General features: G+C 39.8%; 23 protein-coding genes and 1 pseudogene. 23 read left to right on the forward strand and 1 reads right to left on the reverse strand.

The window, feature by feature from the left end; all coding sequences use genetic code 11:
• Positions 1-244: 244 nt before the first annotated feature.
• The 10 genes from dnaK to IPM47_11575 all read left to right on the forward strand — a co-directional run bounded on the left by dnaK (position 245) and on the right by IPM47_11575 (position 7,578).
• Positions 245-2,143 carry a molecular chaperone DnaK gene (gene dnaK / locus IPM47_11530; GenBank protein QQS27532.1) on the forward strand — a complete coding sequence of 633 codons (1,899 nt, stop codon included), beginning with the start codon at positions 245-247 and terminating at the stop codon, positions 2,141-2,143.
• Positions 2,144-2,210: 67 nt separating this feature from the next.
• The gene (locus tag IPM47_11535) at positions 2,211-2,507 is read left to right on the forward strand and encodes a hypothetical protein (GenBank protein ID QQS27533.1); all 297 of its coding nucleotides are present in this window, start codon (positions 2,211-2,213) and stop codon (positions 2,505-2,507) included.
• 37 nt (positions 2,508-2,544) lie between these two features.
• Positions 2,545-2,964, forward strand: a complete 420-nt coding sequence (locus tag IPM47_11540; protein ID QQS27534.1) for a hypothetical protein — start codon at positions 2,545-2,547, stop codon at positions 2,962-2,964.
• A 495-nt stretch (positions 2,965-3,459) separates the two neighbouring features.
• On the forward strand, positions 3,460-3,702 hold the full coding sequence (locus IPM47_11545) for a hypothetical protein (GenBank protein QQS31451.1): 243 nt from the start codon (positions 3,460-3,462) through the stop codon (positions 3,700-3,702).
• Between the two features lie 105 nt (positions 3,703-3,807).
• The gene (locus tag IPM47_11550) at positions 3,808-3,996 is read left to right on the forward strand and encodes a hypothetical protein (protein QQS27535.1); all 189 of its coding nucleotides are present in this window, start codon (positions 3,808-3,810) and stop codon (positions 3,994-3,996) included.
• Between the two features lie 696 nt (positions 3,997-4,692).
• A complete protein-coding gene (locus IPM47_11555) occupies positions 4,693-5,154 on the forward strand; it encodes a hypothetical protein (GenBank protein QQS27536.1) in 462 nt (153 codons plus the stop codon).
• 204 nt (positions 5,155-5,358) lie between these two features.
• Positions 5,359-5,817 carry a helix-turn-helix domain-containing protein gene (locus tag IPM47_11560; GenBank protein ID QQS27537.1) on the forward strand — a complete coding sequence of 153 codons (459 nt, stop codon included), beginning with the start codon at positions 5,359-5,361 and terminating at the stop codon, positions 5,815-5,817.
• A 325-nt stretch (positions 5,818-6,142) separates the two neighbouring features.
• Positions 6,143-6,424, forward strand: a complete 282-nt coding sequence (locus IPM47_11565) for a transposase (GenBank protein QQS31452.1) — start codon at positions 6,143-6,145, stop codon at positions 6,422-6,424.
• 263 nt (positions 6,425-6,687) lie between these two features.
• Entirely contained in the window at positions 6,688-7,023 is a 336-nt protein-coding gene (locus IPM47_11570; protein ID QQS27538.1) for a hypothetical protein, read from the forward strand.
• A gap of 96 nt (positions 7,024-7,119) precedes the next feature.
• Positions 7,120-7,578: a hypothetical protein gene (locus IPM47_11575; GenBank protein ID QQS27539.1), complete on the forward strand. Its 459-nt coding sequence runs from the start codon at positions 7,120-7,122 to the stop codon at positions 7,576-7,578.
• Positions 7,579-7,787: 209 nt separating this feature from the next.
• Here IPM47_11575 and IPM47_11580 read toward each other — a convergent pair whose 3' ends face one another.
• Complete coding sequence (locus IPM47_11580) at positions 7,788-7,982, reverse strand: hypothetical protein (protein ID QQS27540.1); 195 nt, start codon at positions 7,980-7,982, stop codon at positions 7,788-7,790.
• Between IPM47_11580 and IPM47_11585 the strand changes: the two genes are divergently transcribed.
• From IPM47_11585 to IPM47_11645, 13 genes and pseudogenes are all read left to right on the forward strand, one after another.
• On the forward strand, positions 7,981-8,700 hold the full coding sequence (locus IPM47_11585; GenBank protein ID QQS27541.1) for a transposase: 720 nt from the start codon (positions 7,981-7,983) through the stop codon (positions 8,698-8,700). The genes IPM47_11580 and IPM47_11585 overlap by 2 nt on opposite strands.
• Complete coding sequence (locus tag IPM47_11590) at positions 8,694-9,014, forward strand: hypothetical protein (protein QQS27542.1); 321 nt, start codon at positions 8,694-8,696, stop codon at positions 9,012-9,014. Before IPM47_11585 ends, IPM47_11590 begins: the two co-directional genes overlap by 7 nt.
• On the forward strand, positions 9,011-9,355 hold the full coding sequence (locus IPM47_11595; protein QQS27543.1) for a transposase: 345 nt from the start codon (positions 9,011-9,013) through the stop codon (positions 9,353-9,355). The genes IPM47_11590 and IPM47_11595 overlap by 4 nt, the downstream gene beginning before the upstream one ends.
• Before the next feature lie 511 nt (positions 9,356-9,866).
• The gene (locus tag IPM47_11600; GenBank protein ID QQS31453.1) at positions 9,867-10,565 is read left to right on the forward strand and encodes an RHS repeat-associated core domain-containing protein; all 699 of its coding nucleotides are present in this window, start codon (positions 9,867-9,869) and stop codon (positions 10,563-10,565) included.
• Between the two features lie 5 nt (positions 10,566-10,570).
• On the forward strand, positions 10,571-11,008 hold the full coding sequence (locus tag IPM47_11605) for a hypothetical protein (protein QQS27544.1): 438 nt from the start codon (positions 10,571-10,573) through the stop codon (positions 11,006-11,008).
• Positions 11,009-11,039: 31 nt separating this feature from the next.
• On the forward strand, positions 11,040-11,300 hold the full coding sequence (locus IPM47_11610) for a helix-turn-helix domain-containing protein (GenBank protein QQS27545.1): 261 nt from the start codon (positions 11,040-11,042) through the stop codon (positions 11,298-11,300).
• A gap of 399 nt (positions 11,301-11,699) precedes the next feature.
• A pseudogene (locus tag IPM47_11615) lies at positions 11,700-12,061 on the forward strand (transposase).
• A gap of 85 nt (positions 12,062-12,146) precedes the next feature.
• The gene (locus tag IPM47_11620) at positions 12,147-12,566 is read left to right on the forward strand and encodes a hypothetical protein (GenBank protein QQS27546.1); all 420 of its coding nucleotides are present in this window, start codon (positions 12,147-12,149) and stop codon (positions 12,564-12,566) included.
• Between the two features lie 225 nt (positions 12,567-12,791).
• A complete protein-coding gene (locus IPM47_11625) occupies positions 12,792-13,043 on the forward strand; it encodes a hypothetical protein (protein ID QQS27547.1) in 252 nt (83 codons plus the stop codon).
• Between the two features lie 387 nt (positions 13,044-13,430).
• Positions 13,431-14,891, forward strand: a complete 1,461-nt coding sequence (locus IPM47_11630; protein ID QQS27548.1) for an RHS repeat-associated core domain-containing protein — start codon at positions 13,431-13,433, stop codon at positions 14,889-14,891.
• Positions 14,892-15,743, forward strand: coding sequence for a hypothetical protein (locus IPM47_11635; protein QQS27549.1), 852 nt, complete (start codon positions 14,892-14,894; stop codon positions 15,741-15,743).
• Positions 15,744-15,755: 12 nt separating this feature from the next.
• Positions 15,756-16,700: an RHS repeat-associated core domain-containing protein gene (locus IPM47_11640; protein QQS27550.1), complete on the forward strand. Its 945-nt coding sequence runs from the start codon at positions 15,756-15,758 to the stop codon at positions 16,698-16,700.
• Complete coding sequence (locus IPM47_11645) at positions 16,697-17,362, forward strand: hypothetical protein (GenBank protein ID QQS27551.1); 666 nt, start codon at positions 16,697-16,699, stop codon at positions 17,360-17,362. The genes IPM47_11640 and IPM47_11645 overlap by 4 nt, the downstream gene beginning before the upstream one ends.
• The last annotated feature ends 251 nt before the right edge of the window (positions 17,363-17,613 follow it).

Below are 17,613 nucleotides of genomic sequence, written 5' to 3' on the forward strand. Positions count from 1 at the left end.
GGTTTCGGGCAAAGGGATTGATTATGAGTTTGATAAATCACCCGTTTTGCCAAAATGTCGTTTTTTATATTTATTGCTTTGTGCTCTGTCTATTTGTCAGTCATGTTGATTTGTTAGCTGTCATAATTCGTTGTGCATTGTCAATTTTATGCCAAAAAAATAGTTTTTCTCAATTGGCATAAAGATTGAAAACAAGTTAATACAACAAAAAATATTTAACTTACAATAGCAAATTCACAACAGTATGAGTAAAATTATAGGCATTGACTTAGGAACAACTAATTCTTGCGTAGCTGTGATGGAAGGTAGCGAACCGGTGGTAATTGCCAATAGTGAAGGCAAGCGAACCACACCTTCTATTGTAGCTTTTTTAGCTAATGGCGAACGAAAAGTAGGAGACTCTGCAAAGCGTCAAGCCATAACCAATCCTAAAAAAACCATCATGTCCATAAAAAGATTTATGGGTGCCCGTTACAATGAAGTCGTCAATGAAATAGGGCGAATGACCTACAGTGTTTTAAAAGGAGACAACAATGTTGTAAAAGTAGATATCGAAGGCCGGCATTATACCCCACAGGAAATCTCGGCCATGATTTTACAAAAAATGAAAAAAACAGCCGAAGATTACCTTGGACAAGAAGTAACACAAGCTGTGATTACAGTACCTGCATATTTTAATGACTCTCAGCGTCAGGCAACCAAAGAAGCCGGTGAAATTGCCGGTCTGAAGGTGTTGCGGATTATCAATGAACCAACCGCAGCAGCTCTGGCATACGGATTGGACAAAAGAAATAAAGATCAGCGCATTGCAGTGTTCGACTTAGGAGGCGGAACCTTTGATATTTCCATTCTTGATTTAGGAGACGGTGTATTTGAAGTAAAATCTACCAATGGAGATACCCATTTAGGGGGTGATGATTTTGACCACCGTATTATTGATTGGTTGGCTGATGAATTTAAAGCAGAAGAAAACATTGACCTGCGAAAAGACCCAATGGCTTTGCAACGGTTGAAAGAAGCTGCCGAAAAAGCTAAAATCGAATTGTCGGGTAGCAGCGAAACTGAAATTAACTTGCCTTATGTAACTGCAATAGACGGCGTTCCCAAACATTTGGTACGAAAACTCTCCCGCTCCAAATTTGAACAATTGGTGGATGACCTCGTTCAGCGAACAATCGAACCTTGTCGCACTGCTTTGAAAGATGCCGGATATACGGCTGCTGATATTGACGAGGTTATTTTAGTGGGCGGTTCTACACGTATCCCTAAAATTCAGGAGGCTGTTGAAAAATTCTTCGGTAAAAAACCCGGCAAAGGGGTGAATCCTGATGAAGTGGTAGCTGTTGGTGCAGCCATTCAGGGTGGTGTGTTAAGCGGAGAAGTTAAAGATGTGTTGCTGTTGGATGTAACCCCACTTTCACTCGGTATTGAAACATTAGGAGGCATGTTTACCAAACTAATTGATGCCAATACTACAATTCCTACCCGAAAATCAGAAGTTTTTTCAACTGCTGCCGACAATCAGTCTTCTGTTGAAATCCATATATTGCAGGGTGAAAGAACTCTGGCAAAAGATAACCGTACTATCGGACGCTTTATCTTAGACGGAATTCCGCCTGCAATGAGAGGCATTCCTCAAATTGAAGTAACTTTTGATGTAGATGCAAACGGTATTATGAAAGTATCGGCAAAAGATAAAGGCACCAACAAAGAGCAAAGTATCCGAATCGAAGCCTCGACAGGTTTGTCGAAAGAAGAAGTTGAACGCATGAAAAACGATGCCAAAGCCAATGAAGCCGCCGATCAGGCTGCTAAAGAAAAAATTGAAAAACTCAATCAGGCTGATGCATTGATTTTTCAAACCGAAAAACAACTCAAAGAATACGGCGACAAACTTTCGACCGGCAACAAACAAAACATTGAAAGTGCATTAGCTCAATTGCAGGCTGCTCATAAATCAGAAGACATTGCTTCTATAGACGCTGCCCTTGCCGCCTTAAATCAAGCCTGGCAGGCCGCATCTCAGGAAATCTATCAGGCGCAGCAGCAACAAGGCAATTCGCAGTCAAACGGCAATGCTGACGCAGGGTCTGAAGGTGTGCAGGATGTAGAATACGAAGAGGTGGACGATAAAAACAAATAGTCTGTTGAAACGAACAACGAGCATACTGTAAAACTTTTTCACAACAAGCTGCCGTGCAAATTCATTTTTGTACGGCAGTTTTTTTATTGCCCTTTTCCTGTTTACGACAAGAATTTTCAATAAATTAGAAGAATTTGATTGCCATATCAGTGATGTTGAAAGTCATTTATTGAACGCAGACAGAACTAATGCCGCAGGGCAACTTCGGAGAAAAAAGCACAGCGATCGAAATGCCCAAAAAGATAATCCGGAAGCAAAGGCTACTCAAATTCCATATTCAAACCAAAAGACGAAAGGTACGGCTAAAGATTCTGAAGATAACCTGTTCCTGAACATCTTGCAAAAGGCAATACTTCACCATTAAATAAAGGACGAGACAAACGGTTTCATAATCAATGAATATGGACATCAGAGTAACATGTTTCTGTCTGCCGAATGAAGTTTCAGATGTTGATTTTAATACTAACGAAATAAGCCATAACTTAACTTGCAGTATTTATAAAAAATGGTATGGTCTGCAAATCAACAGGTTGGGGCGGATAGACCCGTTGGTGGAGAAGTATTATGACTGGAACGGGTATAACTTTGTTTTGGGAAATCCGGTAAAGTTTATAGACCCGTTTGGACTTACCCCCAATATTTATTATTCTTCAACCGGCAGATACTTGGGTGAAGATGATGACCAAGAAAACGACAATATTAGAATTACCGACACTGATCTGTTTAGAGATATGCAAACTTTATCGGGGCATGAAGACAACTCTATTCGGTCTGATTTAGGGATGGCATACAGCATGTCGCTAAATGGAGCTTTGAATTAACGTGAGGTTGGAATTAAATTTAGATAAATAATAGTGGGGAATAGAAAAAAGAGGTTGTGGTTGATATAATTTTGAGTTTGGAAAAAAAATCACCAACCAACAACCCCTCTATTCTTTATGCTTCTTGTTATAACAAACAAACTGGTATCGTTGTACATAGAGATTGACGATTTATTGCTTGACTATACTAACTGCAATCAATCACACTGTATTTTGGGTCATAAACCTCGGGACGAAAGCTTGGTTTAAGTCCATCGGAAATAGCCACAATTCTTGTATTTTACCAATTATCCGGTTACAAAACTTTTCAATACTACTATGAACAACTCATTTTGGGCGAATTTAACCATTATTTTCCGAAAGCACCTGGCTATAAGCACTTTTTATCATTGATACACAAATGCTTGCCGGTATTAGTGCTTTGGATGTTACGTTCATGAAAAGCCCTCAAAACAGGCTGTTACTTCATAGACGCAACCAAATTACCGGTATGCCATATACATCGTCAAAGCCAAAATCGGGTGTTTAAAGACATCGCTGCCAAAAGGTAAGACCTCCACAGGTTGGTTCTTTGGCTTGAAGTTGCATTTAGTCATCAACCAATTCGGAGAAATTGTTAAGTTTGCGTTTACTGCTGGAAATGTGGCAGACAATAACCACAACTTGCTGCGCTATCTGTTGGGCAACTTGCAGGGCAAATGTGCAAGCAGACAAAGGCTATTACACCAAACTCTTTGACGAATTTGTTAAACAAGGTTTACAACTTATCCTAAAACCAAAGAAGAACCGTAAAAATCAATATCCCGCTTTGCCTAAAGATGTCTCTCTCAGTAAAAAAGAGCATTGATTGAATCGGTAAATGATATTCTGAAAACAGTTTGCAATTTAGAACACACAAGACATCGCAAACCGGAAAACGCTGCTACACATTTTATGGCTGCGCTAATTGCCTATCAACACTTAGATAAAAAACCATCTGTTTTTATCCCCAACGAAAATAATTACACAAACACCATCCAATTTGTTGCTTAATATCACTTAATCCCTTGTAAAATAAGGCTCCAATTTCCAACCTCACGTTAAATTAGGGTATTTAAACTTAGAGGGTTTAACCAATCTTCTTACTAACGAAATATCTCTTATGCAATAGGTTGATATATAGAACCTTCTTAACGGAAAAGTTACAGTTATGAATAAGTCTGCCAAATATAATGATGCAGCATAAGGATTTACATATAGTGGCTTTAACCACATATACACCGAACTTGGTAAAGATAGACCTTTGTTTTTCGTGGAAGGTGCTGAAGAAGCATATCATACTTATCTGAATAACAATATAATAGCCATAGTAGTACAATTGGAGTTTATGAGCACTAACTTACTTACAACCAGATCGGACATCCAAAGTCTTTTAGGTATACACGAATTTTATTCACATGGCATACTCGGTTTAAAAAATAGTCATCATGATTTAGTATTTCAAATAGTTTCTAACCATCCAACATGGAAAACTGTAAGTTCTCAAATGAGGAGGAACTACAACAAACCTGATTACAAACCGAAAAAATAGTTTCTATGAGGTGCCTTTTGATACTTTGTTTTTTAATGTTAATATTGACAAATTGCAAGCAATCCCAACTTAAAAAGCAAAATTATATTGAGTTTAAGCTGATTGGATTAGTATTTTGCAATTATTTTATTGATAGTACTCGTCAAACATCTCATTTTGTGCCATATCCATATATTAATCTGTTTATAAATAACAAAACACCAGATACAATTATATTGGCAGGTGAATTAAAGGTTAAACTTAATTATTTTGATGTTCCTTTGCAACAATCGCAAGTTTTAGACTTCCCTTGCAATAAATCTTGCTATGCAATGGCACCTAATAAAAATCGCTTTCAAAATTTACTAAACAGAGAATTTGTTTTTTGGTTAGAGAGTGGAGTTGGTGAAGTTTTCAATGACTCCCTACCATATAAATATAGATGCCATGTTTTATTTAGCAATTCATTCCTTGATATTGATTTTTTGGGGCATAATTATAGGTATAAAATTGAAAGCAGTGATATCATTTATGTAAGTGACTGCACTTTATACCCGGGGCATGATGATAAAGACATAAGAGAAAGGTATAAAATGGAAGAAAAATCTCGTTTTCCCTTAGAACGAATTCATATAAAATAAGAGGGATTAAATTGGGATCTACCTAAACCACACCAATCGTTTAACCTTTCTCGCTACCGGCAACACCATTACCTGGCTTTACACCGCCACCGGCCGCAAACTCCAAAAACGAACCTGTAATACGGAAATGAAAAACAATTTAGCCTTGATTTAGTAATTGTGTTATTAATTTTATCTTTGTCATTTTAAAACCGAGTCATAGTTATGTCAAAGGCACTATATATACCTGTAAAAGAGAGTTTTGAGGAAATAAGGAAACTACTTCGTCAGTCACCTGCGATGATTCGTTTACGGCTGTTGATGTTGATAGAGATGAAGAAGGTCGGAGAAAAAGGTATTACGAAGCAGCAGTTAATGGAACGAGTAGGGGTATGGGGTCAAAGTATTAACACATGGCGTAAAAATTATAGAACAGGGGGAATAGAAGCCTTGCTTCACAATGGCAGAAAAGGAAAAACAGGCAGACACTCGGTGTTTACGCAAGAAGAACAAGATAGAATAGAAGAGAAGTTAAAGGATCCCAATAATGGTTTGGCGGGGTATATAGAGTTGCAGCAATGGGTAGAGCAGGAATTTAAAAAGGAAGTTAAGTATAACACGCTACTAAAATATGCGGGCAGGAAATTTGGCAGCAAAGTGAAGGCAGACGCAAAAGTCATGTGAAAAAGGATGCGGAGGCTGTAGTTTTTTTAAAAACTTTAGTTCAAAAATAGCGGAAATAGCGTTGTCTGTTCCGCCATGCTATGACAGCATAAATTTATACTTTCAGGACGAGAGCCGCTTTGGTCTGCATACCAGGCACGGGAGGGGATTGACCGCCCAAAGGCATACAGCCGGTTTGCAATTTCCAGCAGGTGTTTCAATACACTTATCTTTTCGGAGCATTTTCTCCCGTAACCGGGGATCAGTTTCAGTTGGAAATGCCTTGTTGCAGTGCAAATACCTTTCAGGTGTTTCTCCATGAATTTTCCCTTCAAACTCCTGCTGAATACAAAATCATTGTTTTAGACAACGGGGCTTTCCACAAGGCAAAAAGCTCAAAATACCCGAAAATATTTTTCTTGTCTTTCTGCCTCCTTACAGTCCCGAACTCAATCCAGCTGAAAAAATATGGCACCACATCAAAAGAAAGTTCACCAACAAACACTTCACAAGCCTTGAACTAATCAGCAACTTCTTTACTGAAACAATAAATAACATTACACCGGATATGGTAAAATCTATCTGTAGTTACCAATATATCTGCTTAAATACCTTTTGGGCTGTTTAAAATGTCATTTCCGTATAAATTAAGAAGCGTCAGCAGGTTTCTACCCCTAAATCCCCTGAAGTGGACTTAAATACGTCTTTATTGTCAAGTGATTTTTATAATACAATCAGTGTGTGGGCAGTGATTTCGGTTTGGTTTTAAATAACTTAAACCAAGGAAATGTTCATTACCAACTCAATGCCGCTTATCTACTCAAACACAACTATCCTTCCCCCACGAAGCAAGCAAAAAGTCCCCTGCAGGGGATTTAGGGGTAACAAGGCTTGCCCATCCAAAAACTATCTCCTAACTTTGAAGCATCGGTAGGGGTAGAGGTGAACAACTACCAGTACAACGGCAAAGAACTGAACGAGGATTTCGGCTTGCATTGGATGGACTACGGCGCAAGGTGGTACGACCCGCAGATTAATAGGTGGGGGCAGGTGGATCCTTTGGCGGAGAAGTATTATGCATGGAATGGGTATAATTACACGTTCAACAATCCATTAAAATACACAGACCCGGATGGCAGAAACCCTTGGTATGTAAATGAAAATACGGGAGAAGCACAATGGCGGGATGAAGATGTAACTGCCCATGTAGATGAAAATAATACCTGATGGTGGAACGAAGGTAACACAATTGAAGGTGTTAATGCACTTGGTAGTTATGTTCGAGGCAACAAGGATGGAACTACTTCCAATGAACTGCCGGCTGTGGAAATAACAGGAAGCCGCGATGTAAGGTTTGGGGAATGGCTTAGTGATTTTACGGGCTATGACGCTAACATAGAAGTGACTTTTGGTCCACAATTAGGTATTAATTTTGGGAAATTAGATATTCAAGGTGGGGGAAATGCGGAAGTGGTTAATTGGAATTTGTCTAGTGGGTTGGAGATGATAAATTCTTCAAATATTCAGATGAATATATTTGCAGAAGGTAAAAGGAGTGGGATAGGTGCTGGTTTTGAAGCCAATTTTAGTGGGGGTGTAAACCGAATGGGGGAAACACTAAGTTATGAGGCTGGTGTAGCTATGGGATCATTAGTTGGACAAATTCATGGAACTTTAAGTCCTCAAAGCAGTTTATTTGGCGTTAGTACAAAATTGGAAGAAAGGAGGATTGGCCTCAAAGCAATTATCGGGTTTAAAATAACTATAATCCCTACAAAATAAATCGTTATGCTGGAAATACTGTTTCTTATAGCAGCACTTTTGTTTTTTGTTACTCAAAGTACAGGGGCAATTCTTGATAGACGGCTTCTAGAGGGTGATATTCCATCTGACGGAAAATTACTGAGTTCACTAAAATAAGGTTTTGGGTATGTTTGTTATTTAAAGAATATTTTTGTAATTTTATGCTTAAATAGTTATTTCATCTATGTTCAAGAAGAATTTAACCCATAATCAATCTCAACTTTTTGGTTTGTCGTTTTACTTAAATAAAGATAAGCAAAAACGGCTTGAAAATAGTAGTGGCGGTCATTTTTATCGGCTTGTTTTTGCAATATACAAGAGGAAGACTTTTCGGTACTGTATTCGACCAAACATAGTGCGCCCAATGCTCCTATCAATTGCATGATAGCGGCATTATTGTTGATGCAAAAGCATAGCTGGACGTATGCCCAACTCTTTGAACAGATAGACTTTAATTTGGAAACCCGTTTTGCTTTAGGTCTTCAGGATTTAGAGAAGGTTCCTTTCACCGAACCTACGCTGTTCAACTTCAAAAGTCGCCTCAACACTCACTTTGTTAACACAGGAGAAGATCTGATTGGCAAATTGTTCGACCGCTTAACAAACCAACAACTCAAAGAACTGAAACTAAAGACAACGATACAGCGTACGGATAGCCTTCTACTTAACAGCAATATACGCAGTTATAGTCGCATAGAACTCCTTGTGGAATTGCTTTTGCGCTTTTACAGCATTCTCACTGCCGAAGAACAGGAGCGTTATACTGCTGACTTGTCGGACTATATCGGGAAAAAAGCAAACGAATATATCCGCCATATCAAACCGGGAGACCAAAACACTCACCTCCAAAAGTTAGGGCAAGTTTATCACTTGCTATACACACAATTGCAGGATATTTATCGGGAACACGAAGTCTTTCAGGTATTTTCCCGCGTGTATGCCGAACACTTTACCCTGCCTGAAACGGATGAAAAAACAAGCGTACCTGCGCCTAAGCCCAATGAAGCGCTGAACAGCAAGTGCCTTCAATCGCCCGATGATACAGAAGCCACCTATCGGAAAAAAAGGGCAAACAATATCAAGGCTATGTGGCGATGGTGACCGAAACCTGCCATCCTGATAATGACCTGCAGTTGATTACCGATGTACACACCGCTACGAATAATACCGATGATACACAACTGCTTCACGAACGGTTGGACAGCATCAAGGAAAAAACACCCGACCTGGAACAATTGCACCACGATGGCGGCTTTGGCAGCGAAGACAACGATATTAAACTCAATGAATTGGGTATCACGCCTATTCAAACCGCCATTAAAGGCTGTTGTGCGTCATCCCCATCACTATTACCCTCCAATCCGATACCAACACGTATAGGGTACAATGTGCCAATTCACAACACCCCCAAGTGATCGCCACTAAACCTTCAAAAAACTATAAAGCTGAATTTGACCTCCATATCTGTAACGATTGCCCCTTCAGAGACACTTGCCCCACCAAGACAAATCGAAAATATGAAAAAGGAGTGGCTATTTACAAGTTTAAACCCGAAGATTACCTGCGACAGCAACGACATAAAAATATACAAACAATACCCAAAGCGCATCGAAAACTCCGCCCTAATGTGGAAGCCACCCATGGCGCAAATGAGAAGGGGGAAAACCGAAACGGAAAATTAAAAGTAAGAGGCTTGATAAACGCCAGTCTCTATAGCATCTCATGGCTATTGTTATCAATTTTAGTCGTATTGTAAAACATAAAAACGGATAACCAACTCAATTACCCTCTTTTCAATGCTTCATGCACTATACAGCAGCATAATACGTATAGCCCCTTTCATAACGCATAAAAAACACTACCAGCACAAAGTATCATATATGTGAAATTATAACCTTTAACTCAAAATCTAAAAGTGCTTTTTTTAGCGTACTCATTACTAGTTTATATATTTAAAAACGCTTTGCTTTCAATTACAATTTACCGGATACTAATTGCCACTTACAACTATAAGAATTGGCAAGCCAAAAATGCCAATGAAGCAAAAGTGGCAAGAATAATATACTATCTTTACAGGCTACATATAGTCAGCACTATAGTCATGTTAATAGCTGCCTTCATTCTTATATATAGGGGGTGGTAATCACCGCCATCTTCCAAACATACAACCAACACGACGAGCCGTCTCCCAACCAAACTGCCCTCTGTTGAGCTGACCTAGAAAGCTGCAACATCTGCGATTACATACTCGGCATAGAAATAATTAGATAGACGACGCAAAGCGAGGCTACTACCACGAAGAAGGGCGCATCAACCTCCTCGAAGGCGAGCGGAAAGAATACACCCTGAAAGACCATTTAGGCAACGGCCGCGTCTTTTGCTACCACGACAGTGCTGAAAACGAAGCCAAAACCATACAGGAAGCACATTATTATCCTTTCGGCTTGCCCATCCAAAAACTTTCCCCTAACTTTGAAGCATCGGTTGGGGTAGAGGCGAATAATTATCAGTACAACGGCAAAGAACTGAACGAAGATTTCGGGTTGCATTGGATGGACTATGGGGCAAGGTGGTACGACCCGCAAATCAACAGGTGGGGACAGATTGATCCTTTGGCGGAGAAGTTTTATCACGAAAGCCCTTATGTTTATGTTGGGAATAACCCCGTTACATTTATAGACCCGCGCGGTATGTCCCGCACTTGGTATTTCTCCGAAAGCGGGCAAATGATAGGAAGTCCTTCCAACGATAACCTGCCCGATGCTGTTGTCGTAATTCCAAATTCGCAAGTTGCCGATTTTCAGGATTTAAGAGATAATGGTGTTTTTGGTGATTATCACAGCAACGAAGCCAATCAAAACCTCAGAACACAAGGGCTAACCTACCTAACTGCCGGATTTGTGGCTTTTGTTGACGAATACATTAATAGAGGCAATGAAAATGTTACGTATTTGGGGACAAAATAATAAGTATGACACATAACGGCAAGCCGGTAAAAGGCGGTTTTTTTGCTGAATATGGGATAAGATTAGGGTTAACCTCAAATGGTGAGGTTACTACAAAAGGTGAAGCCTATACGAGTGGTATTTTTAATGCTGTTATCCCCGAGTTTGGCGAAGCAGGTAATGCACACCTGCATCCATGCCGGGCAGAATATGATATACTGGTAAACACAGGAAACAAAAACCAACCGTATAAGATGTATAGTGTTATAAATGACCCTGGGCCATCAGGTGACGACATGAAAGCAACGAGAAACAGGAACAACAATTATTACAATGTAGCTTTAGACCCTGTAAACATGCACTTATACCGTGCCGAAAGCACTACATCTAACGATGGGAAGCTAATTAACAGACCCGAATCAAAAATTACTGTGCCTTTAAATCTCATAAGTACTGGCGTATAAATAGTTTGTATTATTTTGTACCTTTGCGCACATGGGACGAGTAAACACACCGATACTAAGTGAAACAGGTCGAAAAGAGTTAGAGACACTGTTTAAAAAATCAGATAACCATAGTTTGCGAAAACGCTGCCAGACAATTTTGTTAAAAGCTGAGGGTCGGCATTCAAAAGATGTAGGAAGCATAGTAGGCATGTGTCATGTGAGTGTGAACAGTTGGTTAAAACGGTATAAATCAGATGGGATAGCAGGCTTATACATCAAACCGGGGCGTGGCAAAAAAGCCTCTTATTGATAAAAAATCGGATAAGCATCTTTATTTTGGAAGCCGTCAGTCAGCATCGCCAAAAAGTAGCTACCGCCCAAGGCAGAATGGGAGGCTTCAAGTGGAAAAGAAGTAAGCAAGAGCACTTTTAAACGTTTTTAAAAAGCTTGGGGGACGATATAGACGTATAAGAAAGCGTTGCAAAGGAAAGCCTGATGAGCAAATTTATCAGTCGAAGAAATCGGACTTGCAAGAATTGGAGAAGTTGTCCTAAAAAGGGCAGATAGACCTATTTTATGGCGATGAAAGCAGGGTTAGTAGCGAGGGATATGTCCCCTACGGCTGGCAATTCCCCGATGAGAAAGTGGCTGTATATACAGAAAAAGGGTACAAAGTCAATATATTTGGCTTGATTAGCAGAACAAATCAATGCTATTGGAAACCACCCAACAGAATATAGATGCCAAGTTTATTGTCAATCATTTGGATAAATTATCGCTTAACATCAGAAAACATACCGTTGTTGTCTTGGATAATTCCAGTGTCCACCAATCTAAATTATTGAACCTCTTACTGCCTATTTGGCAAAACAGAGGCTTGTTTGTCTTTTTCTGCCCACTTACTCGCCGCATTTGAACATCGCCGAAACGATGTGGAGAAAGTTAAAGTGTGAGTGGCTTGTTCCAGAAGATTACCTCGAAAAAGATAGCCTCCTTTATGCTGTCAATCGTTGCATGGCTAATATAGGCAATCATCTCAAAATCAATTTTAGCCCTTTTAATGCAAACTAAATATGGTCAAGTACTTAAGATGAAACATTTTGTGTTTATTTCAATAATCTTGTTGATAACAAATTGCAAAAACAATAAATCAGGATTGGATTATCCTGATTATCCACCCAGCATTATAGCACACAATTTACAAACCGAATTTGACACTTGCCGTTGGTTATTGTATCGGGTATATGGGCTTTCCCTTTGCGATACTTATATTGATACTACGTCTATTTATGAGTACCGGTCTTTAAAGGGAATAAACAGAGAATTTCCTTCTTTTGAAATTGCTTTGGATACATTTGCATACCGTGGCGACACCATACTTTTTTTCTATAGGTTCAAAGCGAAAGATATTCTGGATTGTTTTTTAATTGATTATTACGACAGGTTTGATTCGGTTCCTGGTCATCCATTTCCAACGCATAATTCTATTGCAGTATCACTTTCTAAAGATACAGTGTTGTATCTCGCCGAAGGAATTTCTAGACCTCAAAAAATTTATCGTAAACAATCCCGATAAAACGCATCCTTGGTTGATAAAGCAAGCAAAAAAAGGGGTGGCTGCCGGACCGACCAACCGAAGAATAACACCGTTTCCGTTTTTTCGTAAAACCGCCCGCTGCGGAAGGGCTTGTTTGCATTAAATTCATTTGCCGCAGGTAAAATTACCTGCAACCGGCAGTTCAAAGCAACCGCCCAAATACCGGCATTAAAACAAGGAACAAAACATTATCAATTTTAGCAAATGAAACCGTCTGCGCTTATTCTTTTGAGCATTTTTTTTGCCGGTTGCCTTACCAACCAACCGGCATCGGATTATCCCGATTATCCGCCTAGCATCATTGCACACAATCTTGAAGCAGAATTCGACACAGGCCGTTGGTTTCTGTATCGCAAATACGGATTGTCGCTTTGCGAGAAATACAATAATCCGGAAACTTTGGAAGAAGTTAAGCCTTATAAATGGACACGCAGGGAAATTCCTTTTTTGAAATAGCTTTGGACACTTTTGCTTTTCGGGGCGATACCGTACTTTTTTTTTACAGATTTAAGGTTAAAGATAACGTGAGTTGTCAGTTGGTCAAGGTTGAAGGCAAGTACGAAGGTGCTCAAAACTATACATCGGAGATGGAAAATGCAATTGCGGTTTCTGTTTCTCAAGATACCGTACTTTATCTTGCCAGTGGAATTCATAAAGACGAAATGAAATATTTAAACCATCCTCGTTCAAGATGGTATCTTGGGGGGTTAACAATATTTTCGATTTACAAAGCCGCCAATCCTTTAATGAAAAGGTTGAAAGAAGAAGACCTTAAAGCATTTATCATAAAAAATCCAGATAAAACACTATCCATGGCTGTTAAAACAGGCAAAAAAAACGGGGATGGCTACAGGAAGAAAAAGCACGGCAGCATTGACCATCACCTGGCTATACACCGCCACCGGCCGCAAACTCCAAAAACGAACCTGCGAGTCAGGAACTGCTCAAATGCCACCACCACCAGCCACTCCTCCGATTGACAAACACAGATTTTTCTCCGCGCGAATGGATTCCGTAGGGTCTGCCCGCTTGCCCGGAACCGACACCCTGACCGAAGGCGAATACTACCGCAACATATCCGAGCGCATACAATTTATCAAACGCCTGATACCTCCCACTTTCACCAATCCCGCCGAAAGTATGCCTCCGCCGGAAGAGCCTCCGACCAACTGCGACAAACGCGACTATATAGGGGCAGTAGAATACGACAACAATATAGCCGAATCTTACTACCACGAAGAAGGACGCGTCAACCTGCTACCCGGCTTGAACCTCCGCCACGAATACTCCCTGCGCGACCACTTAGGCAACACCCGCATCTGTTTCACCGACTCCGACAACGACGGAGACCCCGAAATCTTGCAACAAACCAATTATTATCCTTTCGGCTTGCCCATTCAAGAATTATCCTCTACCTTCGATGGGGTTGGGAATAATTATCAATACAACGGCAAAGAACTGAACGATGATTTCGGGTTGCATTGGATGGACTACGGGGCAAGGTGGTACGACCCGCAAATCAACAGGTGGGGGCAGACAGATCCTTTGGCGGAGAAGTATTATGACTGGAACGGGTATAACTATGTTTTGGGAAATCCGGTTAATTTGATAGACCCAGATGGAAAAGATCCAATTTTTGACGAACAAGGCAACTTTCTTGGGCATTATAACGATTCTGATTTTGACGGAGAGATTATGGTAATGCCAGCCAACAAATACCAACAAGTAACCGGAGGACGTGATGTGATAATATCTCCATCTGTGGCTACTGATATGGGCGGAACATATTTAAAAGACAGAATTGCCGGTTTCTCACAAAATACTGCTTTGCCTATGCAAGAATTAGAATTTCTTTCCGATTTGTTCACCAACTTATTGATAGAAGCGGACAGAGTGGGTCTCATTGAGTTTGACCGGAATAACCTGAAGTCGGGTTCAATCACAGTTGTAGGAGGACTAACTGAAGACGGAAACGAGTGGAAATATCCTTCAAATAAAAATAATTTATCACCGTATTCTGGTAATCGTGCACAAATGACCCGATATTTCGATGGTTCATTCGATGTTTCTTTTAGCATTCAATACTATAAAGACGGAGAACCAACTGCTCCACATATTGTTCATTTAAGTCATGCCGGAAATGCAATATCTATTCTTGGAGTTCACGAATATATGTTACATGGCAGAAAGGGCTGGGATGGCAATCATAATCATTATCGGATTTATCCTATACAGTGGCAAATGACAAAAGATTTTATTAGCCCTGAATACAGGAGTGAATTGAAAAAGAAAAAAGGCAATTAAATGAAGTACACAGTTGTATCTTATCTTTTTGTGTTTATTTTGATTTTGGTTTGCTGTACAAACAACAAAAAAGAGGTTTTCTCAAATTTACAAGGTTGTTGGCAGGTTGCTTATTCAGATTCTATTTACTCTGAAGGTGACAGAGATTGGCTGTTTAATATTACAACTGGAAAGTTTAATTATTACAACGAAGGCATATTCATGATACATAAAGCGCATTTAGAACTTCCCAAGGGTATTACAATGCGATGGGGGATATATAGTGATGCATACTATATCTTTCCATATTACACACATTCCAATAAGTCAATATGTTTTTATGATGTGATTAAAAACGATTGGCGCAGCTATAAGTTCAGTATAATTGGGAAACAACTTTCCTTTTACGCTTCCGATTCAAAAACTGTTCTCCTAAAAGCAAACAAAGTGGAAAGACTTGATGATATAAAAGAAATGGAAATTGACAGTATCGGAGTAGAGATTGAGCATGACACTTATGAGGGTATAGTGAACACCACAATTGGTTTCAATAACACCGTCATGAGTGTTTGCACTACCAATGACATGGTAATCGGGCATCAGAGGTATAATAAAATCTTAAATTACCACCAGCAGGCTTATCTAAATAGATTAGCAAGCATGGTACTCACCGAAACAAAGGACACCATTTATCCGGCACACGCAAGTGATATGCCCGATTACAAAATACATATACTAACACAAGACCAATCTAAATCGTATGTAGTAGAAGGTGGTTACTATTCCGCACCATTTTATTTAGGGGCTTTGATTTTATATGTAGACAATCTGGTGGGAAATATAACGGTTATTGATGATTCGCCATGCAATTAACGATCTTTCGGCTTGCCCATTCAAGAATTATCCACTACCTTCGATGGGGAAGGGAATAATTATCAGTACAACGGCAAAGAACTGAACGAAGATTTCGGGTTGCATTGGATGGACTATGGGGCAAGGTGGTACGACCCGCAAATCAACAGGTGGGGACAGATTGATCCTTTGGCGGAGAAGTTTTATCACGAAAGCCCTTATGTTTATGTTGGGAATAACCCCGTTACATTTATAGACCCGCGCGGTATGTCCCGCACTTGGTATTTCTCCGAAAGCGGGCAAATGATAGGAAGTCCTTCCAACGATAACCTGCCCGATGCTGTTGTCGTAATTCCAAATTCGCAAGTTGCCGATTTTCAGGATTTAAGAGATAATGGTGTTTTTGGTGATTATCACAGCAACGAAGCCAATCAAAACCTCAGAACACAAGGGCTAACCTACCTAACTGCCGGATTTGTGGCTTTTGTTGACGAATACATTAATAGAGGCAATGAAAATGTTACGTATTTGGGGGACAAAATAATAAGTATGACACATAACGGCAAGCCGGTAAAAGGCGGTTTTTTTGCTGAATATGGGATAAGATTAGGGTTAACCTCAAATGGTGAGGTTACTACAAAAGGTGAAGCCTATACGAGTGGTATTTTTAATGCTGTTATCCCCGAGTTTGGCGAAGCAGGTAATGCACACCTGCATCCCATGCCGGGCGAATATGATATACTGGTAAACACAGGAAACAAAAACCAACCGTATAAGATGTATAGTGTTATAAATGACCCTGGGCCATCAGGTGACGACATGAAAGCAACGAGAAACAGGAACAACAATTATTACAATGTAGCTTTAGACCCTGTAAACATGCACTTATACCGTGCCGAAAGCACTACATCTAACGATGGGAAGCTAATTAACAGACCCGAATCAAAAATTACTGTGCCTTTAAATCTCATAAGATGAAACATTTTGTGTTTATTTCAATAATCTTGTTGATAACAAATTGCAAAAACAATAAATCAGGATTGGATTATCCTGATTATCCACCCAGCATTATAGCACACAATTTACAAACCGAATTTGACACTTGCCGTTGGTTATTGTATCGGGTATATGGGCTTTCCCTTTGCGATACTTATATTGATACTACGTCTATTTATGAGTACCGGTCTTTAAAGGGAATAAACAGAGAATTTCCTTCTTTTGAAATTGCTTTGGATACATTTGCATACCGTGGCGACACCATACTTTTTTTCTATAGGTTCAAAGCGAAAGATATTCTGGATTGTTTTTTAATTGATTATTACGACAGGTTTGATTCGGTTCCTGGTCATCCATTTCCAACGCATAATTCTATTGCAGTATCACTTTCTAAAGATACAGTGTTGTATCTCGCCGAAGGAATTTCTAGAGGCAGCATAAAAGACTTGAACAATCCCAATGAAAGGTGGTACTTAGGCGGAAGCCGGAATTGGGGTGATTTATATTCAAGCCCACGTCTGAAAAAGATGCAGGAAGAAGACCTCAAAAAATTTATCGTAAACAATCCCGATAAAACGCATCCTTGGTTGATAAAGCAAGCAAAAAAAAGGGGGTGGCTGCCGGACCGACCAACCGAAGAATAACACCGTTTCCGTTTTTTTCGTAAAACCGCCCGCTGCGGAAGGGCTTGTTTGCATTAAATTCATTTGCCGCAGGTAAAATTACCTGCAACCGGCAGTTCAAAGCAACCGCCCAAATACCGGCATTAAAACAAGGAACAAAACATTATCAATTTTAGCAAATGAAACCGTCTGCGCTTATTCTTTTGAGCATTTTTTTTTGCCGGTTGCCTTACCAACCAACCGGCATCGGATTATCCCGATTATCCGCCTAG

It is taken from the genome of Sphingobacteriales bacterium (assembly GCA_016700115.1).
GTDB lineage: Bacteria > Bacteroidota > Bacteroidia > Chitinophagales > UBA2359 > UBA2359.